This is a genomic window from Pseudomonas lactucae, from assembly GCF_016937615.1.
Lineage (GTDB): Bacteria > Pseudomonadota > Gammaproteobacteria > Pseudomonadales > Pseudomonadaceae > Aquipseudomonas > Aquipseudomonas lactucae.
Genome location: NZ_JAFHKI010000096.1, coordinates 16,181 through 35,205, shown reverse-complemented (window position 1 = coordinate 35,205; position 19,025 = coordinate 16,181). Strand labels below are relative to the sequence as shown.

General features: G+C 54.3%; 29 protein-coding genes and 2 pseudogenes. All 31 read right to left on the bottom strand.

The window, feature by feature from the left end:
• Positions 1-150: 150 nt before the first annotated feature.
• A pseudogene (locus JWR98_RS17975) lies at positions 151-1,598 on the bottom strand (catalase).
• Positions 1,599-1,837: 239 nt separating this feature from the next.
• Entirely contained in the window at positions 1,838-2,224 is a 387-nt protein-coding gene (gene rplQ, locus JWR98_RS17970) for a 50S ribosomal protein L17 (RefSeq protein WP_003176402.1), read from the bottom strand.
• Positions 2,225-2,265: 41 nt separating this feature from the next.
• On the bottom strand, positions 2,266-3,267 hold the full coding sequence (locus JWR98_RS17965) for a DNA-directed RNA polymerase subunit alpha (RefSeq protein WP_003176403.1): 1,002 nt from the start codon (positions 3,265-3,267) through the stop codon (positions 2,266-2,268).
• A 22-nt stretch (positions 3,268-3,289) separates the two neighbouring features.
• The gene (gene rpsD / locus JWR98_RS17960) at positions 3,290-3,910 is read right to left on the bottom strand and encodes a 30S ribosomal protein S4 (protein WP_003176404.1); all 621 of its coding nucleotides are present in this window, start codon (positions 3,908-3,910) and stop codon (positions 3,290-3,292) included.
• Between the two features lie 18 nt (positions 3,911-3,928).
• Positions 3,929-4,318, bottom strand: coding sequence for a 30S ribosomal protein S11 (gene rpsK / locus JWR98_RS17955; protein WP_002555466.1), 390 nt, complete (start codon positions 4,316-4,318; stop codon positions 3,929-3,931).
• Between the two features lie 30 nt (positions 4,319-4,348).
• Positions 4,349-4,705 carry a 30S ribosomal protein S13 gene (gene rpsM, locus JWR98_RS17950; protein WP_003210063.1) on the bottom strand — a complete coding sequence of 119 codons (357 nt, stop codon included), beginning with the start codon at positions 4,703-4,705 and terminating at the stop codon, positions 4,349-4,351.
• Between the two features lie 129 nt (positions 4,706-4,834).
• A complete protein-coding gene (gene rpmJ / locus JWR98_RS17945; protein ID WP_002555468.1) occupies positions 4,835-4,951 on the bottom strand; it encodes a 50S ribosomal protein L36 in 117 nt (38 codons plus the stop codon).
• 28 nt (positions 4,952-4,979) lie between these two features.
• Positions 4,980-6,307 (bottom strand): annotated as a pseudogene (gene secY, locus JWR98_RS17940) (preprotein translocase subunit SecY).
• On the bottom strand, positions 6,308-6,745 hold the full coding sequence (rplO, locus tag JWR98_RS17935) for a 50S ribosomal protein L15 (RefSeq protein WP_003176407.1): 438 nt from the start codon (positions 6,743-6,745) through the stop codon (positions 6,308-6,310). It lies immediately after the preceding pseudogene.
• A 3-nt stretch (positions 6,746-6,748) separates the two neighbouring features.
• Positions 6,749-6,925: a 50S ribosomal protein L30 gene (rpmD, locus tag JWR98_RS17930; protein ID WP_003176408.1), complete on the bottom strand. Its 177-nt coding sequence runs from the start codon at positions 6,923-6,925 to the stop codon at positions 6,749-6,751.
• Between the two features lie 2 nt (positions 6,926-6,927).
• Positions 6,928-7,428: a 30S ribosomal protein S5 gene (gene rpsE, locus JWR98_RS17925; protein WP_003176409.1), complete on the bottom strand. Its 501-nt coding sequence runs from the start codon at positions 7,426-7,428 to the stop codon at positions 6,928-6,930.
• 3 nt (positions 7,429-7,431) lie between these two features.
• Complete coding sequence (gene rplR / locus JWR98_RS17920) at positions 7,432-7,782, bottom strand: 50S ribosomal protein L18 (protein WP_003176410.1); 351 nt, start codon at positions 7,780-7,782, stop codon at positions 7,432-7,434.
• A gap of 10 nt (positions 7,783-7,792) precedes the next feature.
• Positions 7,793-8,326: a 50S ribosomal protein L6 gene (rplF, locus tag JWR98_RS17915; protein WP_003176412.1), complete on the bottom strand. Its 534-nt coding sequence runs from the start codon at positions 8,324-8,326 to the stop codon at positions 7,793-7,795.
• Positions 8,327-8,338: 12 nt separating this feature from the next.
• Positions 8,339-8,731 (bottom strand): 30S ribosomal protein S8, encoded by a 393-nt coding sequence (gene rpsH, locus JWR98_RS17910; RefSeq protein ID WP_003176413.1) that lies wholly within the window; start codon positions 8,729-8,731, stop codon positions 8,339-8,341.
• A 208-nt stretch (positions 8,732-8,939) separates the two neighbouring features.
• A complete protein-coding gene (rpsN, locus tag JWR98_RS17905; RefSeq protein WP_003176414.1) occupies positions 8,940-9,245 on the bottom strand; it encodes a 30S ribosomal protein S14 in 306 nt (101 codons plus the stop codon).
• 13 nt (positions 9,246-9,258) lie between these two features.
• Entirely contained in the window at positions 9,259-9,798 is a 540-nt protein-coding gene (gene rplE, locus JWR98_RS17900) for a 50S ribosomal protein L5 (protein ID WP_003176415.1), read from the bottom strand.
• A gap of 20 nt (positions 9,799-9,818) precedes the next feature.
• The gene (gene rplX / locus JWR98_RS17895; protein WP_003176416.1) at positions 9,819-10,133 is read right to left on the bottom strand and encodes a 50S ribosomal protein L24; all 315 of its coding nucleotides are present in this window, start codon (positions 10,131-10,133) and stop codon (positions 9,819-9,821) included.
• An 11-nt stretch (positions 10,134-10,144) separates the two neighbouring features.
• A complete protein-coding gene (rplN, locus tag JWR98_RS17890) occupies positions 10,145-10,513 on the bottom strand; it encodes a 50S ribosomal protein L14 (RefSeq protein WP_002555479.1) in 369 nt (122 codons plus the stop codon).
• 23 nt (positions 10,514-10,536) lie between these two features.
• Positions 10,537-10,803 (bottom strand): 30S ribosomal protein S17, encoded by a 267-nt coding sequence (gene rpsQ, locus JWR98_RS17885; protein ID WP_003176419.1) that lies wholly within the window; start codon positions 10,801-10,803, stop codon positions 10,537-10,539.
• 2 nt (positions 10,804-10,805) lie between these two features.
• Positions 10,806-10,997, bottom strand: a complete 192-nt coding sequence (gene rpmC, locus JWR98_RS17880) for a 50S ribosomal protein L29 (protein ID WP_002555481.1) — start codon at positions 10,995-10,997, stop codon at positions 10,806-10,808.
• Positions 10,997-11,410 (bottom strand): 50S ribosomal protein L16, encoded by a 414-nt coding sequence (gene rplP / locus JWR98_RS17875; protein ID WP_003176421.1) that lies wholly within the window; start codon positions 11,408-11,410, stop codon positions 10,997-10,999. Before rplP ends, rpmC begins: the two co-directional genes overlap by 1 nt.
• Before the next feature lie 12 nt (positions 11,411-11,422).
• A complete protein-coding gene (rpsC, locus tag JWR98_RS17870; protein WP_003176422.1) occupies positions 11,423-12,109 on the bottom strand; it encodes a 30S ribosomal protein S3 in 687 nt (228 codons plus the stop codon).
• 13 nt (positions 12,110-12,122) lie between these two features.
• Entirely contained in the window at positions 12,123-12,455 is a 333-nt protein-coding gene (rplV, locus tag JWR98_RS17865) for a 50S ribosomal protein L22 (RefSeq protein WP_003103908.1), read from the bottom strand.
• Positions 12,456-12,466: 11 nt separating this feature from the next.
• Positions 12,467-12,742: a 30S ribosomal protein S19 gene (gene rpsS, locus JWR98_RS17860; protein WP_002555486.1), complete on the bottom strand. Its 276-nt coding sequence runs from the start codon at positions 12,740-12,742 to the stop codon at positions 12,467-12,469.
• 16 nt (positions 12,743-12,758) lie between these two features.
• Positions 12,759-13,583: a 50S ribosomal protein L2 gene (gene rplB / locus JWR98_RS17855; RefSeq protein ID WP_003176423.1), complete on the bottom strand. Its 825-nt coding sequence runs from the start codon at positions 13,581-13,583 to the stop codon at positions 12,759-12,761.
• Positions 13,584-13,597: 14 nt separating this feature from the next.
• Positions 13,598-13,897 carry a 50S ribosomal protein L23 gene (gene rplW / locus JWR98_RS17850; protein WP_002555488.1) on the bottom strand — a complete coding sequence of 100 codons (300 nt, stop codon included), beginning with the start codon at positions 13,895-13,897 and terminating at the stop codon, positions 13,598-13,600.
• Entirely contained in the window at positions 13,894-14,496 is a 603-nt protein-coding gene (gene rplD / locus JWR98_RS17845; RefSeq protein WP_003176424.1) for a 50S ribosomal protein L4, read from the bottom strand. The genes rplW and rplD overlap by 4 nt, the downstream gene beginning before the upstream one ends.
• Positions 14,497-14,508: 12 nt before the next feature.
• A complete protein-coding gene (gene rplC, locus JWR98_RS17840) occupies positions 14,509-15,144 on the bottom strand; it encodes a 50S ribosomal protein L3 (protein ID WP_003176425.1) in 636 nt (211 codons plus the stop codon).
• Positions 15,145-15,225: 81 nt separating this feature from the next.
• Complete coding sequence (gene rpsJ, locus JWR98_RS17835) at positions 15,226-15,537, bottom strand: 30S ribosomal protein S10 (protein WP_003186070.1); 312 nt, start codon at positions 15,535-15,537, stop codon at positions 15,226-15,228.
• Positions 15,538-15,694: 157 nt separating this feature from the next.
• A complete protein-coding gene (gene tuf / locus JWR98_RS17830; protein ID WP_003176426.1) occupies positions 15,695-16,888 on the bottom strand; it encodes an elongation factor Tu in 1,194 nt (397 codons plus the stop codon).
• A 30-nt stretch (positions 16,889-16,918) separates the two neighbouring features.
• A complete protein-coding gene (fusA, locus tag JWR98_RS17825; RefSeq protein ID WP_078734881.1) occupies positions 16,919-19,024 on the bottom strand; it encodes an elongation factor G in 2,106 nt (701 codons plus the stop codon).
• Position 19,025: the final 1 nt, after the last annotated feature.

The window sequence follows — 19,025 nt, the reverse complement described above, 5'->3', positions numbered from 1 at the left end:
TACATCTCCCTGCTTGAAAGTCTGTAGTTTGAACCATGCTGACTCTGAGGTCACGGGACTAACGGCAGAAAAGCGAACATTTCCGGAGAAAAGTAGCTGAAATAACGCAAAAACCGCCCAAATGAGGGCGGTTCTACTTATCGTTTAGAGTCAGTTAAGCGATACACCCAACGCCTTTGCGATTGCTTCTCCGTACGCAGGATCGGCCTTGTAGAAGTGCGCAACTGACGCTGGACCACATCGCTGGAAACCCCACCCATCGCACCGGCGATGTTATTGGTGAGCAGGGCTTTCTGCTCATCGTTCATCAGACGGAACAGCGCACCGGCGTGGCTGTAGTAATCAGTGTCTTCGCGGTGATCGTAACGATCAGCGGCGCCGCTCAGGGCCAAGGCAGGCTCGGCATACTGTGGAGCTTGCTTCGGTGCATCGGCGTAGCTGTTTGGCTCGTAGTTGGGCGTTGCACCACCGTTGCTGCCAAATGCCATGGAACCGTCGCGCTGGTAGCTGTTCACTGGGCTAAGCGGGGCATTCACCGGCAGTTGCTGGTGGTTGGTGCCAACACGATAGCGGTGGGCATCGGCGTAGGCGAAGACGCGACCTTGCAGCATGCGGTCAGGCGACAGACCCACGCCAGGAACCATATTGCTCGGGCCAAATGCAGCTTGTTCCACTTCAGCGAAGTAGTTTTGCGGGTTGCGGTTGAGCTCCAACTCGCCGACTTCGATCAACGGGAATTCCTTCTGCGACCAGGTTTTGGTCACGTCGAAAGGGTTCTCATAGTGAGCGTTGGCCTGGGCTTCGGTCATGATCTGGATGCAGACGCGCCATTTTGGGAAATCCCCATGCTCGATCGCCCCGAACAGGTCGCGCTGGGCGTAATCAGGATCGGTACCCGCAAGACGTGCAGCCTCAGCCGGCGCGAGGTTCTTGATGCCCTGTTTGGTCTTGTAGTGCCACTTCACCCAGTGACGCTCGCCCTTGGCATTGATCAGGCTGTAAGTGTGGCTACCGAAGCCGTGCATGTGACGATAACCGTCTGGAATGCCACGATCCGAAAACAGAATGGTGACCTGGTGCAGCGCCTCTGGGGAGTGCGACCAGAAGTCCCACATCATCTGTGCGCTTTTCAGATTGCTTTGCGGCAAACGCTTTTGGGTGTGGATGAAATCAGGAAACTTCAACGGGTCGCGGATGAAGAACACCGGTGTGTTGTTACCCACGATGTCCCAGTTACCCTCTTCGGTGTAGAACTTCAAAGCGAAGCCACGTGGGTCGCGCTCGGTATCCGCCGAACCGCGCTCACCGCCCACCGTGGAGAACCGCAGGAAGGTCGGCGTTTGTTTGCCAACAGCGCCAAACAGTTTGGCGCTGGTGTACTGGGTAATGTCTTGGGTGACGGTGAATGTACCGTAGGCACCCGAGCCTTTGGCGTGTACCCGACGCTCCGGGATATTTTCACGGTTGAAGTGGGCCAGCTTCTCGATCAGGTGGAAATCGTCGAGCAACAAGGGGCCGCGCGGACCGGCGGAACGGGAATTCTGGTTATCCGCAACGGGTGCACCGCTGGCGGTAGTAAGGATTTTATTTTGGCTCATGCTCAATTTTCCTCAGGTCGGGCTTGGAACTGCCGGCTAATCGGCTTGGTGGGGAGTATTGACGATTAACATGACGCCTACAAATTCATTAAATTGCAGGCTTCAATAGAAAATAACTACCAACAATCCCAGTTCCTATAGTGCCGATGCCTATCTGAGGAAGCTTATACAAATCACGCTTTTGTTACGCGCACAAAAAACCGGGCGCTAGGCCCGGTTCTTCGTTGCAGCTTGTCGTCTTACTCGGCGCTTACAGCTTCGCCGGCAGTAGCACGATCAACCAACTCGACGTACGCCATAGGCGCGTTGTCGCCAGCGCGGAAACCGCACTTGAGGATGCGCAGGTAGCCACCCTCACGGGTAGCGTAACGCTTGCCCAGGTCGTTGAAGAGCTTACCAACGATAGCTTTCGAACGAGTACGGTCGAAAGCCAGACGGCGGTTAGCCAGGCTGTCTGTCTTGGCCAAAGTGATCAGCGGCTCAGCAACGCGACGCAGTTCTTTAGCTTTCGGCAGTGTAGTTTTGATCAGCTCGTGCTCGAACAGCGACACCGCCATGTTTTGGAACATGGCCTTGCGGTGCGAGCTGGTACGGCTCAGGTGACGACCACTTTTACGATGACGCATGGTTCATTCCTTACCAAACTCACGTTCGGTGATTACGACGATCAGGCAGTCGCCTTGTCGTCCTTCTTAAGACTTGCAGGCGGCCAGTTGTCGAGGCGCATGCCGAGGGACAGACCGCGGGAGGCCAGAACGTCCTTGATTTCAGTCAAGGATTTCTTGCCCAGGTTCGGAGTCTTCAACAGTTCTACTTCGGTACGCTGAATCAGGTCGCCGATGTAGTAAATGTTTTCCGCCTTAAGGCAGTTAGCCGAACGTACAGTCAGTTCCAGATCGTCAACCGGGCGAAGCAGGATCGGATCGATCTCGTCTTCCTGCTCGATTACCACTGGTTCGCTGTCACCTTTGAGGTCGACGAACGCAGCCAACTGCTGTTGCAGAATGGTTGCAGCGCGGCGGATAGCCTCTTCAGGATCCAGAGTACCGTTGGTTTCCAGATCAATAACCAGCTTGTCCAGGTTAGTACGCTGTTCGACACGGGCGTTTTCCACCACGTATGCGATACGGCGAACCGGGCTGAACGAAGAGTCAAGCTGCAAGCGACCAATGCTGCGGCTTTCGTCTTCATCGCTCTGACGCGAGTCGGCCGGTTCATAACCACGACCACGAGCTACGGTGAGCTTCATGTTCAGGGCGCCGTTAGACGCCAGGTTAGCGATTACGTGATCGGGGTTAACGATCTCGACATCATGATCCAGCTGAATATCGGCAGCGGTAACCACCCCCGAACCCTTCTTCGACAAGGTCAGCGTAACTTCGTCACGGCCGTGCAGCTTGATAGCCAGACCTTTAAGGTTCAACAGGATTTCAATTACGTCTTCCTGTACACCTTCGATGGCGCTGTACTCGTGGAGCACACCGTCAATCTCGGCCTCGACTACTGCACAGCCGGGCATTGAGGACAACAGGATGCGGCGCAGCGCGTTGCCCAGGGTGTGGCCAAAACCACGCTCGAGAGGCTCGAGAGTGATCTTGGCGCGGGTTGGACTGACAACCTGCACATCAATGTGGCGGGGTGTCAGGAACTCATTTACCGAAATCTGCATGGATGCACCTATTTTCTAGCCCTTACTTGGAGTAGAGCTCGACAATCAGGCTTTCGTTGATGTCGGCGGACAGATCACTGCGAGCTGGAACGTTCTTGAAAACGCCCGACTTCTTCTCAGTGTCTACTTCTACCCATTCTACGCGGCCACGTTGGGCACACAGATCGAGAGCTTGGACAATGCGAAGTTGGTTTTTAGCTTTCTCGCGAACTGCGACCACGTCACCAGCACGAACCTGGTAGGACGGAACGTTTACGGTCTGACCGTTAACGCTGATCGACTTGTGCGATACCAGCTGACGGGATTCGGCACGAGTCGAACCGAAGCCCATACGGTATACAACGTTGTCCAGACGGCATTCGAGCAGTTGCAGCAGGTTTTCACCGGTTGCACCTTTCTTGCCAGCAGCTTCTTTGTAGTAGCCGCTGAACTGACGCTCGAGAACGCCGTAGATACGACGGACCTTCTGCTTTTCACGCAGTTGGGTGCCGTAATCGGACTGGCGACCGCGGCGTTGGCCGTGGATACCAGGTGCTGCTTCAATGTTGCACTTCGATTCGATCGCGCGCACGCCGCTCTTCAGAAAGAGATCGGTGCCTTCGCGACGAGCGAGTTTGCATTTTGGACCAATGTAACGAGCCATTCTTTACAATCTCCTGGATTACACGCGGCGCTTCTTCGGCGGACGGCACCCGTTGTGCGGGATTGGCGTCACGTCGGTGATGCTGGCGATCTTATAGCCACAGCCGTTCAAAGCACGGACAGCAGACTCACGACCTGGACCTGGACCTTTGACGTTAACGTCGAGGTTTTTCAGGCCGTATTCCAGCGCAGCTTGACCAGCACGTTCAGCAGCTACTTGAGCAGCAAACGGGGTGGACTTGCGGGAACCGCGGAAACCCGAACCACCGGAGGTAGCCCAAGAAAGCGCGTTACCTTGACGGTCGGTGATGGTCACGATTGTGTTGTTAAAAGACGCATGGATGTGGGCGATGCCATCAACCACTGTCTTTTTAACTTTTTTACGAGGACGAGCAGCAGGTTTTGCCATGATAATTTTCCTGTCGATTCGCGTGGGCGATTACTTGCGGATCGGCTTACGCGGACCTTTACGGGTACGCGCGTTAGTCTTGGTACGCTGACCGCGCACTGGAAGACCACGACGATGACGCAGACCACGGTAGCAACCGAGGTCCATCAAACGCTTGATTTTCATGTTGATTTCGCGACGCAGGTCACCTTCAGTGGTGAACTTCGCCACTTCGCCACGCAACAGCTCAATCTGCTCGTCGCTCAGATCTTTAATCTTTGCGGCTGGGTTTACCCCAGTATCTGCGCAAATTTTCTGCGCAGTAGTGCGACCAACACCATAGATGTAGGTCAGCGAGATAACAGTGTGCTTGTTATCTGGAATGTTAACGCCTGCAATACGGGCCATTCAGTGGGACTCCAATTGACAGCTACCTACGCCCCGGAAGCCAAGAAATAGGGCGCGAGATAATATCGCTGTAATAACAAATAATCAACCCGGCAGCGCACTAGCTGCCGGGCTTCAAGCGGATCACACTCAGCCTTGGCGCTGTTTGTGACGCGGTTCCGCGCTGCAAATTACTCGAACAACACCTTCGCGGCGAATAATCTTGCAGTTACGGCACAGCTTTTTCACCGATGCACGAACTTTCATCACCAACTCCTCGAACCTTATGGGGTACTCAGCGCAACATGCCGCTGCCGTAGCCCTTCAGGTTGGCTTTCTTCATCAGGGATTCGTACTGGTGCGAAACGAGGTGCGATTGTACTTGGGACATGAAGTCCATCACAACCACGACCACGATCAGCAACGAGGTCCCGCCAAGGTAGAACGGAACGTTTGCTGCAACCACCAGGAACTGGGGAAGCAAGCACACGGCCGTCATATATAGAGCACCGAACAGGGTCAAACGGGTCAGAACGCCATCAATGTAGCGTGCAGACTGCTCACCTGGACGGATACCCGGAATAAAGGCACCGGACTTCTTCAGGTTTTCCGCTACGTCTTTCGGATTGAACATCAACGCCGTATAGAAGAAGCAGAAGAAAATAATCCCTGCACTAAACAGCAGAATATTCAACGGCTGACCAGGAGCGATCGACTGAGAGAGGTCCTGCAGCCAGCCCATATTTTCAGACTGACCAAACCAGGTACCCAACGAAGCCGGAAACAGCAAAATGCTGCTCGCGAAAATTGCCGGAATCACACCGGCCATATTCACTTTCAGCGGCAAGTGGCTGGTCTGCGCAGCAAAGACCTTACGGCCCTGCTGACGCTTGGCGTAGTGAACAGCAATACGACGCTGGCCACGCTCAATGAACACCACAAAACCGATAATCGCTACTGCCAGCAAACCGATGGCAACCAGGGCGAAGATATTGATATCACCCTGACGTGCAGACTCGAAAGACTGCCCGATTGCTCTCGGAAGACCGGCGACGATACCTGCGAAAATCAACATCGAGATACCGTTACCAACACCACGTTCAGTAATCTGCTCACCCAGCCACATCATGAACATCGCACCAGCACAAACGTGGATACCGCGACGAAATGGAAGCCAAAGTCACCAGTGAACGCAACACCCTGCCCGGCCAGACCAACGGACATGCCGATAGCCTGAACAAGGGCGAGGATGACAGTGCCGTAGCGGGTGTACTGGCTAATCTTGCGACGGCCAGCCTCACCTTCCTTCTTCAACTGCTCCAACTGCGGGCTGACGGCGGTCATCAATTGCATGATGATCGATGCCGAGATGTACGGCATGATCCCCAGTGCAAAGATACTCATCCGCTCCAGCGCGCCGCCGGAAAACATGTTGAACAAGCTAAGAATGGTCCCCTCATTCTGTCGAAACAGGTCTGCGAGTCGGTCCGGGTTGATACCTGGAACCGGGATGTGTGCGCCTATTCGGTAGACGATAATCGCCAGGAACAGAAAACGCAGACGAGCCCAAAGTTCAGACATACCGCCTTTGCCGAGCGCTGAGAGAGCACCTTGCTTAGCCATTTATTCCTCGAACTTGCCGCCAGCTGCTTCGATAGCCGAACGCGCACCTTTGGTGGCGCCGATTCCCTTGCCGATAGTGACAGCGCGAGTCACTTCACCGGACAGCATGATTTTCACACGCTGTACGTTGACGTTAATCACGTTGGCATCTTTCAGGGTCTGCACAGTAACGATGTCGCCTTCCACTTTAGCCAGCTCGGACAGACGCACTTCTGCGCGATCCATGGCTTTCAGGGATACGAAACCGAACTTAGGCAGGCGACGATGCAGCGGCTGTTGACCGCCTTCAAAGCCTGGAGCGATGGTGCCACCGGAGCGGGAGGTTTGACCTTTGTGGCCACGGCCACCAGTCTTACCCAAACCGCTACCGATACCACGGCCCGGACGATGCTTTTCGCGACGGGAACCCGGCGCTGGACTCAGATCATTGAGTTTCATCGATTAACCCTCTACACGCAGCATGTAGTAAGCCTTGTTGATCATCCCGCGATTCTCGGGAGTATCCTGGACTTCTACAGTGTGACCGATGCGACGCAGACCCAGACCTTTAACGCACAATTTGTGGTTAGGGATGCGGCCGGTCATGCTTTTGATCAGCGTTACTTTAACGGTAGCCATGATCAGAAGATCTCCTTGACAGTCAGACCACGCTTGGCAGCGATGGACTCAGGAGATTGCATAGCTTTCAAACCTTTGAAAGTGGCGTGAACCACGTTTACCGGGTTAGTCGAGCCGTAGCACTTGGCCAGAACGTTCTGAACGCCAGCAACTTCGAGGACAGCACGCATAGCGCCGCCAGCGATGATACCGGTACCTTCAGAAGCAGGCTGCATGTACACCTTCGAAGCGCCGTGAGCGGACTTCATTGCGTACTGCAGAGTGGTGCCGTTCAGATCAACCTGGATCATGTTGCGACGAGCAGCTTCCATTGCCTTCTGGATCGCGGCAGGCACTTCACGTGACTTGCCACGGCCGAAGCCAACACGCCCTTTACCATCACCTACCACGGTCAACGCGGTGAAAGTGAAGATACGGCCGCCTTTAACGGTTTTGGCTACGCGGTTAACTTGAACCAGCTTCTCAATGTAGCCTTCGTCGCGCTTTTGGTCGTTATTTGACATAACTTAGAACTCCAGCCCAGCTTCACGAGCAGCATCAGCCAGCGCTTTAACGCGGCCGTGGTACTTGAAGCCAGAGCGGTCGAAAGCCACTTGCGAGACGCCAGCGGCCTTAGCACGCGTAGCGACCAGCTGGCCAACCTTAGTGGCCGCGTCGATGTTGCCGGTGGCACCATCACGCAGTTCTTTATCCAAAGTCGAGGCGCTTGCCAGGACTTGGTTGCCGTCGGCCGAGATGACCTGGGCGTAGATGTGCTGCGACGAGCGATACACGCAGAGACGCACGACTTCGAGTTCGTGCATTTTCAGGCGTGCTTTGCGAGCGCGACGCAGTCGAGTAACTTTTTTGTCGGTCATTTGCTATGCCCTACTTCTTCTTGGCTTCTTTACGACGGACGACTTCGTCCGCGTAGCGCACACCTTTGCCTTTGTACGGCTCTGGTGGACGGAAGTCGCGGATCTCAGCGGCCACCTGACCTACCAGCTGCTTATCGATGCCCTTGATCAGGATATCGGTTTGGCTAGGGGTCTCAGCGGTGATGCCTTCCGGCAGTTCGTAATCCACTGGGTGCGAGAAGCCAAGGGCAAGGTTCAGAACCGTGCCTTTTGCTTGCGCTTTGTAACCAACACCGACCAGCTGGAGCTTACGCTCGAAGCCTTGGCTTACGCCTTGGACCATGTTGTTTACCAACGCACGCGTGGTACCGGCCATTGCGCGAGTTTGTTGATCGCCATTGCGAGCAGCGAAACGCAGCTCACCAGCTTCTTCAACGATCTCAACGGACGAATGGATGTTCAGTTCAAGAGTGCCCTTGGCACCCTTCACCGAAAGCTGTTGGCCTGCGAATTTGACTTCGACACCGGCTGGCAGCTTAACGGGGTTCTTAGCGACGCGAGACATGCTTATCCCCCCTTAGAACACAGTGCAAAGAACTTCGCCGCCGACACCGGCAGCGCGCGCAGCACGATCCGTCATCACACCTTTGTTGGTGGAGACGATAGACACGCCCAGACCGCCACGAACTTTCGGCAGATCTTCAGCGGACTTGTACTGACGCAGGCCTGGACGGCTAACGCGCTTCACTTCCTCGATGACCGAACGGCCTTCGAAGTACTTCAGCTCGATGGACAGCAGTGGCTTGATTTCGCTGCTGATCTGATAACCCGCAATGTAGCCTTCGTCTTTCAGGACTTTGGCAACAGCTACCTTCAACTTGGAAGATGGCATGCTTACGACGGACTTTTCAGCCATCTGGGCATTACGGATACGAGTTAGCATGTCCGCTAACGGGTCCTGCATACTCATGGGCTAGACGCTCCTAATACAAAAAAATTAGCCTTGCGGCTACATATGTCGCTGAGAATCTCCGAGCATAAAAAACACGGGCTCAGGCGAGCCGCGTATTTTAGACACACTCCGGAAATGAAACAAGCCCCAAAAGGGGCTTGTTCCAGATTCAAGGTCACCGGCGGTCAGTATCTTGCGATTCAGACCGCTTGGACGCTGAAAGTACTTACCAGCTGGCTTTAACCAGACCCGGTACGTCACCACGCATTGCCGCTTCACGCAATTTGTTACGGCCAAGGCCGAACTTGCGGTAAACGCCGTGTGGACGACCGGTCAGGCGGCAGCGGTTACGCATGCGCGAAGCGCTTGCGTCACGTGGCTGCTTCTGCAGAGCAACTGTCGCTTCCCAACGCGCTTCTGGACTTGCGTTCAGATCAACGATGATTGCTTTCAGTGCTGCACGCTTCTTGGCGTACTTGGCAACCGTGAGCTGACGCTTCAGCTCGCGGTTTTTCATGCTCATCTTGGCCATGGTCCTACTCCAATCAGTTGCGGAACGGGAATTTGAAAGCACGCAACAGGGCGCGACCTTCATCATCGTTCTTGGCAGTGGTGGTCAGGGTGATGTCCAGACCGCGGAGAGCATCGATCTTGTCGTAGTCGATTTCCGGGAAGATGATCTGCTCTTTCACGCCCATGCTGTAGTTACCACGACCATCGAAGGACTTGGCATTCAGGCCGCGGAAGTCGCGGACCCGAGGCAGGGAGATCGACAGCAGACGATCCAGGAATTCATACATACGCTCACGGCGCAGAGTCACTTTGACGCCGATCGGCCAACCTTCACGGACTTTAAAGCCAGCGATGGATTTCCGAGCGTAAGTCACAACGACTTTTTGACCGGTGATCTTTTCCAGGTCAGCAACAGCGTGCTCGATGACTTTTTTGTCGCCGACCGCTTCGCCCAGACCCATGTTCAGGGTGATTTTGGTAACGCGTGGAACTTCCATCACGTTCGAAAGCTTAAGTTCTTCCTTAAGCTTCGGTGCGATTTCTTTCCAGTAAATCTCTTTTAGTCGTGCCATGGTCTTCTACCTAGCAGTGTTCAAGCATCAACCGCTTTTTGGGTCGACTTGAAGACACGAATTTTCTTGCCATCTTCTACTTTGAAACCAACGCGGTCAGCCTTGTTGGTTTCGCCGTTGAAAATGGCGACGTTAGAAGCATCCAGCGGAGCTTCTTTTTCGACGATACCGCCTTGTACGCCCGACATCGGGTTAGGCTTGGTATGACGCTTAACCAGGTTCAGACCACCAATAACCAGACGGTTATTAGCGAGAACCTTAAGCACCTTACCGCGCTTACCTTTGTCTTTGCCGGCGATCACGATGATCTCGTCGTCACGACGAATCTTTTGCATGTCGGATCTCCTTACAGCACTTCTGGGGCGAGCGAGACGATCTTCATGAACTTCTCAGTACGAAGTTCACGGGTCACTGGCCCAAAGATACGGGTGCCGATCGGCTCTTGCTTGTTGTTCAGAAGAACAGCAGCGTTGCCATCAAAGCGGATAATGGAGCCATCTGCACGGCGTACGCCGTGACGAGTGCGGACTACAACAGCAGTCATCACTTGGCCTTTTTTCACTTTACCGCGAGGAATTGCTTCCTTGACGGTAACTTTGATGATGTCACCGATACCAGCGTAACGACGATGGGAGCCACCCAGCACCTTGATGCACATAACGCGGCGAGCGCCGCTGTTATCGGCCACATCGAGCATGGATTGAGTCTGAATCATATAATTTCTCCGACCCCTAGTCCTTAGACTTCCACAGCGCGTTCGAGAACATCAACCAGTGCCCAAGACTTGGTCTTGGCCAGCGGACGAGTTTCACGAATAGTGACTTTGTCGCCGATGTGGCACTGATTGGTTTCGTCGTGCGCGTGCAGCTTAGTCGAACGCTTAACGTATTTACCGTAGATCGGGTGCTTAACGCGACGCTCGATCAGAACGGTGATGGTTTTGTCCATCTTGTCGCTGACAACACGGCCAGTCAGCGTACGGACAGTCTTTTCGGCTTCAGCCATGATCACTTACCTGCCTGCTGGTTGAGCACAGTCTTCACGCGAGCGATGTCACGCTTAACTTGCGAGAGCAGATGAGACTGCCCCAACTGGCCAGTTGCTTTCTGCATACGCAGATTGAACTGGTCGCGCAGCAAGCCGAGCAGTTGCTCGTTCAGCTGCTGTGCGGATTTTTCACGAAGTTCATTCGCTTTCATCACATCACCGTCCGTTTAACAAAGGAGGTGGCGAGCGGCAGCTTTGCAGCAGCCAGGGCGAAAGCCTCACGCGCCAGCTCTTCAGAAACGCCCTCGATTTCATACAGGACTTTGCCTGGCTGAATCTGGGCTACCCAGTATTCCACGTTACCCTTACCTTTACCCATCCGAACCTCGAGAGGTTTTTTGGAGATCGGCTTGTCCGGGAATACACGGATCCAGATCTTGCCGCCACGTTTTACGTGACGGGTCAGAGCACGACGCGCTGACTCGATCTGACGAGCGGTGAGACGACCACGAGCTACAGACTTCAGCGCGAACTCGCCGAAGCTGACTTTGCTACCGCGCTGAGCCAGACCACGGTTGTGGCCTGTCATCTGCTTGCGGAACTTCGTACGCTTAGGTTGCAACATTTGGCGTACCCCTTACTTAGCAGCTTTTTTACGAGGCGCTGGTGCTTGTGGTTTCAGTTCTTCTTGGCGACCACCAATTACTTCGCCTTTGAAGATCCAAACCTTTACACCGATCACACCGTAAGTGGTGTGAGCTTCGTAGTTGGCATAGTCGATGTCGGCACGCAGGGTGTGCAATGGCACACGACCTTCGCGATACCATTCAGTACGTGCGATTTCAGCACCGCCGAGACGACCGCTCACTTGGATTTTGATGCCTTTGGCACCAATGCGCATGGCGTTCTGTACGGCGCGCTTCATAGCGCGACGGAACATTACGCGACGCTCCAGCTGCTGAGCTACGCTCTGCGCAACCAGCATACCGTCGAGCTCCGGCTTGCGGATCTCTTCGATATTGATGTGCACAGGCACACCCATTTGCTTGGTCAGGTCCTGACGCAGTTTCTCAACATCTTCACCTTTCTTCCCGATAACGATACCTGGACGAGCGGTGTGGATGGTGATACGTGCAGTTTGCGCCGGACGATGGATATCGATACGGCTTACGGACGCGCTTTTTAGTTTGTCTTGGAGATACTCACGCACCTTCAGATCAGCGAACAAGTAGTCCGCATAAGTCCGACCGTCTGCGTACCAGACGGAGGTGTGCTCCTTGACGATTCCCAGGCGAATGCCAATGGGATGTACTTTCTGACCCATCTCTTCGACTCCGTTACTTGTCAGCAACCTTGACAGTGATATGGCAAGACCGCTTGACGATGCGATCAGCACGGCCTTTGGCACGTGGCATGATGCGCTTCAGCGAACGCCCTTCGTTGACGAAAACGGTGCTGACCTTCAGGTCATCAACGTCTGCGCCTTCGTTATGCTCGGCGTTGGCTACGGCCGACTCCAGCACTTTCTTCATGATCTCGGCGGCTTTCTTACTGCTGAAAGCCAACAGGTTGAGCGCTTCGCCCACCTTCTTCCCGCGGATCTGGTCGGCGACCAAGCGGGCTTTCTGGGCGGAGATTCGAGCGCCCGACAACTTAGCGGCTACTTCCATTTCCTAACCCCTTAACGCTTGGCTTTCTTGTCTGCCACGTGCCCACGATAAGTGCGGGTACCGGCAAACTCGCCCAGTTTGTGGCCGACCATGTCTTCGTTAACGAGAACTGGGACGTGTTGACGACCGTTGTGTACTGCGATGGTCAGACCGACCATTTGTGGCAGGATCATCGAACGACGCGACCAGGTCTTAACTGGTTTGCGATCGTTCTTTTCCGCCGCCACTTCGATCTTCTTCAGTAGGTGAAGATCAATAAAAGGACCTTTTTTCAGAGAACGTGGCACTGTCGTATCCCTCTATTTACTTGCGACGACGGACGATCATTTTGTCGGTACGCTTATTACCACGAGTCTTCGCGCCCTTAGTCGGGAAGCCCCATGGCGATACCGGATGACGACCACCAGAGGTACGACCTTCACCACCACCGTGTGGGTGGTCAACCGGGTTCATGGCAACACCACGAACGGTTGGGCGAACGCCACGCCAGCGTTTGGCACCAGCTTTACCCAGCGAACGCAGGCTGTGCTCGGAGTTCGAGACTTCGCCCAGGGTCGCGCGGCACTCAGCCAGCACTTTACGCATCTCACCAGAACGCAGACGCAGGGTCACGTAGACACCTTCACGAGCGATCAGCTGAGCCGAAGCACCAGCGGAACGAGCGATCTGTGCGCCTTTACCTGGCTTCAATTCGATGCCGTGTACGGTGCTACCAACTGGAATGTTACGCAGTTGCAGAGCGTTGCCCGGCTTGATCGGTGCCAGAGCACCTGCGATCAGCTGGTCGCCAGCACTCACGCCTTTAGGGGCGATGATGTAGCGACGCTCGCCATCTGCGTACAGCAGCAGAGCGATGTGAGCAGTACGGTTTGGATCGTATTCAATACGCTCGACAGTGGCAGAAATGCCATCTTTGTCGTTGCGACGGAAGTCGACCAGACGATAATGCTGCTTATGGCCACCACCGATGTGACGAGTGGTAATGCGACCATTGTTGTTACGACCACCAGTCTTCGATTTCTTCTCGAGCAGCGGTGCGTGAGGAGCGCCTTTATGCAGCTCCTGGTTGACCACCTTGACCACAAAACGGCGGCCAGGGGAAGTCGGTTTGCATTTAACGATTGCCATGATGCACCCCTTCCTTACTCAGCACTGCTGCTGAAATCGAGATCTTGGCCTGGCTGAAGGGAGATAACTGCCTTCTTCCAGTCATTACGCTTGCCCAGACCGCGAGCAGTGCGCTTGCTCTTACCCAGAACATTCAGGGTAGTAACACGCTCTACTTTCACGCTGAACAGGCTTTCGACGGCCTTCTTGATTTCCAGCTTGGTTGCGTCAGTTGCAACCTTGAAAACGAACTGGCCTTTCTTGTCAGCCAGAACCGTAGCCTTTTCGGAAACGTGCGGGCCAAGCAGAACTTTAAATACGCGTTCCTGGTTCATCCCAGCAGCTCCTCGAATTTCTTCACGGCCGACACGGTGATCAACACCTTGTCGTATGCGATCAGACTAACTGGATCGGAACCTTGCACGTCACGTACATCAACGTGTGGCAGGTTGCGAGCAGCCAGGTACAGGTTCTGATCAACAGCTTCAGACACGATCAAAACGTCGGTCAGGCTCATGTTGTTCAGCTTGCCCAGCAGATCTTTGGTTTTTGGACTTTCAACAGCGAAGTCCTGAACCACGACCAGACGATCAGTACGCACGAGTTCAGCAAGGATGGAGCGCAGAGCTGCGCGATACATCTTCTTGTTGAGCTTCTGAGAGTGATCCTGTGGACGAGCTGCGAAAGTGGTACCACCGCCACGCCAGATTGGGCTACGGATAGTACCGGCACGAGCACGGCCAGTACCTTTCTGACGCCAAGGGCGCTTACCGCCACCACGTACGTCGGAACGGGTCTTTTGCTGCTTGCTACCTTGACGGCCGCCGGCCATGTAGGCCACGACTGCTTGGTGAACCAGCGTCTCGTTGAATTCGCCGCCAAATGTCAGTTCGGAAACTTCGATCGCTTGAGCGTCATTTACATTTAATTGCATGTCAGCTTCCCCTTAACCGCGAGCCTTGGCCGCTGGACGTACAACCAGGTTGCCGCCAGTAGCGCCAGGAACAGCACCCTTGACCAACAACAGATTGCGTTCAGCGTCGACGCGCACTACTTCGAGGGACTGCACGGTCACGCGCTCAGCGCCCATATGACCGGACATTTTTTTGCCCTTGAATACACGACCAGGAGTCTGGCACTGGCCAATAGAGCCCGGGACGCGGTGGGAAACGGAGTTACCGTGAGTGTTGTCTTGACCACGGAAATTCCAACGCTTGATCGTACCCTGGAAGCCTTTACCTTTGGACTGACCGGTTACATCAACCAGTTGACCAGCAGCGAAGATTTCAGCGTTGATCAGATCGCCAGCCTTGTAGTCGCCGTCTTCAAGACGGAACTCCATGACGGTGCGACCAGCTGCAACGTTTGCTTTAGCGAAGTGACCTGCTTGAGCAGCAGTCACGCGCGAAGCACGACGCTCGCCGACAGTGACTTGCACTGCACGATAGCCATCGGTTTCTTCAGTTTTGAACTGGGTGACGCGATTCGGCTCGATCTCAATGACCGTGACCGGAATGGAGACACCTTCTTCGGTGAAAATACGGGTCATACCGCATTTACGACCGACTACACCAATAGTCATGTTGTAAACCTCATGAGTGTACGGGGCTTTCACCCGCTATGGCCGCCCATTTCAGAGCGTTACACGACTAAGACCCAAGTCTTAGCCGAGGCTGATCTGTACTTCCACACCGGCCGCCAGATCGAGCTTCATAAGTGCATCAACGGTTTTATCCGTTGGCTGGACGATGTCCAGTACGCGCTTATGAGTACGGATCTCGTACTGGTCACGCGCGTCTTTGTTGACGTGCGGGGAGACCAGAACGGTGAACCGCTCTTTACGGGTAGGCAGTGGAATTGGACCACGCACTTGTGCACCAGTACGTTTCGCGGTTTCCACGATTTCCTGGGTGGATTGGTCGATCAGGCGATGGTCAAAAGCCTTCAACCTGATACGGATTTGCTGATTTTGCATTGGATTTCAGACTCCGGCTGCTATTCCCAGCGAGCGCAATACGCCCGTTAAAAGGAGGCGCAATTCTATAGACGCCCCAGATAGGTGTCAACCCAATAAAAAAGCCCCCGCTGAGCGGGGGCTTTTCAAAGCATCGAAGCTATCTCAAAAGAGACGCTTACTCGATGATTTTAGCTACAACACCAGCACCAACGGTACGGCCGCCTTCACGGATAGCGAAACGCAGACCGTCTTCCATAGCGATGGTTTTGATCAGGGTGACAACCATTTTGATGTTGTCGCCTGGCATTACCATTTCTACGCCTTCCGGCAGTTCGCAGTTACCAGTTACGTCGGTAGTACGGAAGTAGAACTGTGGACGGTAGCCTTTGAAGAACGGGGTGTGACGACCGCCTTCTTCTTTGCTCAGCACGTACACTTCAGCTTCGAACTTGGTGTGCGGCTTAACCGAACCCGGCTTAACCAGAACCTGGCCACGCTCAACGTCGTCACGCTTGGTACCACGCAGCAGAACGCCGCAGTTCTCGCCAGCACGACCTTCGTCGAGCAGCTTACGGAACATTTCAACACCGGTGCAGGTGGTGACAGTAGTGTCACGCAGACCAACGATTTCCAGTGGATCTTGAACCTTGACGATACCGCGCTCGATACGACCGGTTACAACAGTACCGCGACCGGAGATCGAGAATACGTCTTCGATTGGCATCAGGAACGGCTTGTCGATAACACGAACTGGATCTGGGATGTAGCTGTCCAGAGTCTCAACCAGTTTACGAACGGACGTGGTGCCCATTTCGTTATCGTCTTTGCCTTCCAGAGCCATACGAGCAGAACCGATGATGATCGGAGTGTCGTCACCTGGGAAGTCGTAAGTGCTCAGCAGATCGCGCACTTCCATCTCAACCAGTTCCAGCAGCTCAGCGTCGTCTACCAGGTCAGCCTTGTTCAGGTAAACAACGATGTACGGTACACCTACCTGACGGGACAGCAGGATGTGCTCACGGGTTTGCGGCATCGGACCATCAGCGGCCGAGCAAACCAGGATCGCACCGTCCATCTGGGCAGCACCGGTGATCATGTTCTTCACATAGTCAGCGTGACCTGGGCAGTCAACGTGAGCGTAGTGACGGATCAGCGAGTTGTATTCAACGTGCGCAGTGTTGATGGTGATACCACGAGCTTTCTCTTCTGGTGCGCTGTCGATTTTATCGAAATCAACGATTGCGGAACCGAATACTTCGGAGCAAACGCGAGTCAGAGCAGCAGTCAGAGTGGTTTTACCGTGGTCAACGTGACCGATGGTGCCAACGTTGACGTGCGGTAGGGAACGATCAAATTTTTCTTTAGCCACGACAATTAACTCCTTGCCTAAAGGACTGAATCAGCCTTGTTTTTTGGATACAGTTTCAGCGATGTGCGCCGGAGCTGTGTTGTATTTTTTGAATTCCATAGAGTAGCTTGCGCGACCCTGGGACATGGAGCGAACGTCGGTTGCGTAACCGAACATCTCACCCAACGGAACCTCGGCGCGAATCACTTTGCCGGAAACCGTGTCTTCCATACCCAAGATCATGCCGCGACGACGGTTAAGGTCGCCCATGACATCACCCATATAGTCTTCAGGTGTAACAACTTCTACCGCCATGATTGGCTCAAGCAACTCACCACCGCCCTTCTGGGCCAGTTGCTTGGTTGCCATGGAAGCAGCCACCTTAAACGCCATCTCGTTGGAGTCGACGTCGTGGTAAGAACCGTCAAAAACGGTTGCTTTCAGGCCGATCAGCGGATAGCCGGCAACAACACCGTTCTTCATCTGCTCTTCGATACCCTTCTGGATAGCAGGGATGTATTCCTTAGGAACAACACCACCCACTACTTCGTTCACGAATTGCAGACCTTCTTGACCTTCGTCAGCAGGAGCAAAACGGATCCAGCAGTGACCGAACTGACCACGACCGCCGGATTGACGAACGAACTTGCCTTCGATTTCACAGTTCTTCGTGATGCGCTCACGATAGGAAACCTGAGGCTTACCGATGTTGGCTTCGACGTTGAACTCACGGCGCATCCGGTCAACCAGGATGTCCAGGTGAAGTTCGCCCATGCCCGAGATGATCGTTTGACCAGTCTCTTCATCAGTCTTGACGCGGAAAGATGGATCTTCCTGAGCAAGTTTGCCCAGAGCGATACCCATTTTTTCCTGGTCATCCTTGGTCTTAGGCTCTACGGCAACCGAAATAACCGGCTCCGGGAAGTCCATGCGAACCAGGATGATTGGCTTGTCAGCGTTGCACAAGGTTTCACCAGTGGTGACGTCCTTCATGCCGATCAGGGCCGCGATGTCACCAGCGCGTACTTCCTTGATCTCTTCACGGGCGTTTGCGTGCATTTGCACCATACGACCCACGCGCTCTTTCTTACCTTTAACCGAGTTGATCACGCCGTCGCCGGAGGCCAACACGCCCGAGTAAACGCGGACGAAGGTCAAGGTACCCACGAATGGGTCGGTAGCGATCTTGAACGCCAGGGCCGAGAACGGCTCGCTGTCGTCTGCATGACGCTCCATTTCCTCTTCCTCGTTATCAGGGTTGGTACCCTTGATAGCAGGAATGTCGGTTGGAGCAGGCAGGTAGTCGATCACAGCATCGAGAACCAGGGGAACACCCTTGTTCTTGAACGAGGAACCGCAAACAGCCAAGACGATCTCACCAGCGATGGTACGCTGACGCAGAGCGGCCTTGATTTCCACGTTGGTGAGTTCTTCACCTTCGAGGTACTTGTTCATCAGCTCTTCGTTGGCTTCGGCAGCAGCCTCAACCATGTTGTTGCGCCACTCATCAGCCAGCTCCTGCAACTCTGCAGGGATAGGCTTACGAACAGGAACCATACCTTTGTCAGAGTCATTCCAGTAAACAGCTTCCATGGTGATCAAGTCGATCTGACCCTGGAAGTTGTCCTCGGAACCGATTGCCAATTGGATTGGCACCGGAGTGTGACCCAGACGCTGCTTGATCTGACCGATCACGCGCAGGAAGTTGGCACCAGCACGGTCCATCTTGTTTACGTAAACAAGACGTGGAACGCCGTATTTGTTGGCTTGACGCCATACGGTTTCCGACTGCGGCTCAACACCCGAGGTACCGCAGAACACAACGACAGCGCCGTCGAGTACGCGCAGGGAACGCTCAACTTCGATGGTGAAGTCTACGTGGCCCGGGGTATCGATTACGTTGAAGCGATGCTCATCTTTGTACTGCTTCTCGGAACCTTTCCAGAAGGCGGTAATAGCAGCAGAAGTAATGGTAATACCACGCTCCTGCTCCTGAACCATCCAGTCTGTGGTCGCGGCGCCATCATGCACCTCGCCCATTTTGTGACTTTTGCCGGTGTAAAACAGTACGCGCTCGGTGGTGGTGGTTTTACCAGCATCCACGTGAGCAACGATACCGATGTTACGGTAGCGGCTAATCGGAGTAGTACGAGCCATA

Excerpts from the sequence above, each read along its gene's own strand:
- rpsE (WP_003176409.1), bottom strand. The coding sequence starts at position 7,428 with ATGTCAAATAACGACCAAAAGCGCGACGAAGGCTACATTGAGAAGCTG.
- rplQ (WP_003176402.1), bottom strand. The coding sequence starts at position 2,224 with ATGCGTCATCGTAAAAGTGGTCGTCACCTGAGCCGTACCAGCTCGCAC.
- rplW (WP_002555488.1), bottom strand. The coding sequence starts at position 13,897 with ATGAACCAGGAACGCGTATTTAAAGTTCTGCTTGGCCCGCACGTTTCC.
- rpmJ (WP_002555468.1), bottom strand. The coding sequence starts at position 4,951 with ATGAAAGTTCGTGCATCGGTGAAAAAGCTGTGCCGTAACTGCAAGATT.
- rplF (WP_003176412.1), bottom strand. The coding sequence starts at position 8,326 with ATGTCTCGCGTCGCTAAGAACCCCGTTAAGCTGCCAGCCGGTGTCGAA.
- JWR98_RS17965 (WP_003176403.1), bottom strand. The coding sequence starts at position 3,267 with ATGCAGATTTCGGTAAATGAGTTCCTGACACCCCGCCACATTGATGTG.
- rpsJ (WP_003186070.1), bottom strand. The coding sequence starts at position 15,537 with ATGCAAAATCAGCAAATCCGTATCAGGTTGAAGGCTTTTGACCATCGC.
- rplE (WP_003176415.1), bottom strand. The coding sequence starts at position 9,798 with ATGGCACGACTAAAAGAGATTTACTGGAAAGAAATCGCACCGAAGCTT.
- rplP (WP_003176421.1), bottom strand. The coding sequence starts at position 11,410 with ATGTTGCAACCTAAGCGTACGAAGTTCCGCAAGCAGATGACAGGCCAC.
- fusA (WP_078734881.1), bottom strand. The coding sequence starts at position 19,024 with ATGGCTCGTACTACTCCGATTAGCCGCTACCGTAACATCGGTATCGTT.
- rpsH (WP_003176413.1), bottom strand. The coding sequence starts at position 8,731 with ATGAGTATGCAGGACCCGTTAGCGGACATGCTAACTCGTATCCGTAAT.
- rpmC (WP_002555481.1), bottom strand. The coding sequence starts at position 10,997 with ATGAAAGCGAATGAACTTCGTGAAAAATCCGCACAGCAGCTGAACGAG.
- rpsD (WP_003176404.1), bottom strand. The coding sequence starts at position 3,910 with ATGGCTCGTTACATTGGTCCAAAATGCAAACTCGCTCGTCGCGAAGGC.
- rplN (WP_002555479.1), bottom strand. The coding sequence starts at position 10,513 with ATGATTCAGACTCAATCCATGCTCGATGTGGCCGATAACAGCGGCGCT.
- rplC (WP_003176425.1), bottom strand. The coding sequence starts at position 15,144 with ATGACTATTGGTGTAGTCGGTCGTAAATGCGGTATGACCCGTATTTTC.
- rplV (WP_003103908.1), bottom strand. The coding sequence starts at position 12,455 with ATGGAAGTAGCCGCTAAGTTGTCGGGCGCTCGAATCTCCGCCCAGAAA.
- rpsK (WP_002555466.1), bottom strand. The coding sequence starts at position 4,318 with ATGGCAAAACCTGCTGCTCGTCCTCGTAAAAAAGTTAAAAAGACAGTG.
- rplB (WP_003176423.1), bottom strand. The coding sequence starts at position 13,583 with ATGGCAATCGTTAAATGCAAACCGACTTCCCCTGGCCGCCGTTTTGTG.
- rpmD (WP_003176408.1), bottom strand. The coding sequence starts at position 6,925 with ATGGCTACCGTTAAAGTAACGCTGATCAAAAGCATGACCGGCCGCATC.
- rplR (WP_003176410.1), bottom strand. The coding sequence starts at position 7,782 with ATGACCGACAAAAAAGTTACTCGACTGCGTCGCGCTCGCAAAGCACGC.
- rpsN (WP_003176414.1), bottom strand. The coding sequence starts at position 9,245 with ATGGCCAAGATGAGCATGAAAAACCGCGAGCTGAAGCGTCAGCTCACG.
- rpsM (WP_003210063.1), bottom strand. The coding sequence starts at position 4,705 with ATGGCCCGTATTGCAGGCGTTAACATTCCAGATAACAAGCACACTGTT.
- rpsC (WP_003176422.1), bottom strand. The coding sequence starts at position 12,109 with ATGGGTCAGAAAGTACATCCCATTGGCATTCGCCTGGGAATCGTCAAG.
- rpsQ (WP_003176419.1), bottom strand. The coding sequence starts at position 10,803 with ATGGCTGAAGCCGAAAAGACTGTCCGTACGCTGACTGGCCGTGTTGTC.
- rplO (WP_003176407.1), bottom strand. The coding sequence starts at position 6,745 with ATGAAACTCAATGATCTGAGTCCAGCGCCGGGTTCCCGTCGCGAAAAG.
- rplX (WP_003176416.1), bottom strand. The coding sequence starts at position 10,133 with ATGCAAAAGATTCGTCGTGACGACGAGATCATCGTGATCGCCGGCAAA.
- rplD (WP_003176424.1), bottom strand. The coding sequence starts at position 14,496 with ATGCAATTAAATGTAAATGACGCTCAAGCGATCGAAGTTTCCGAACTG.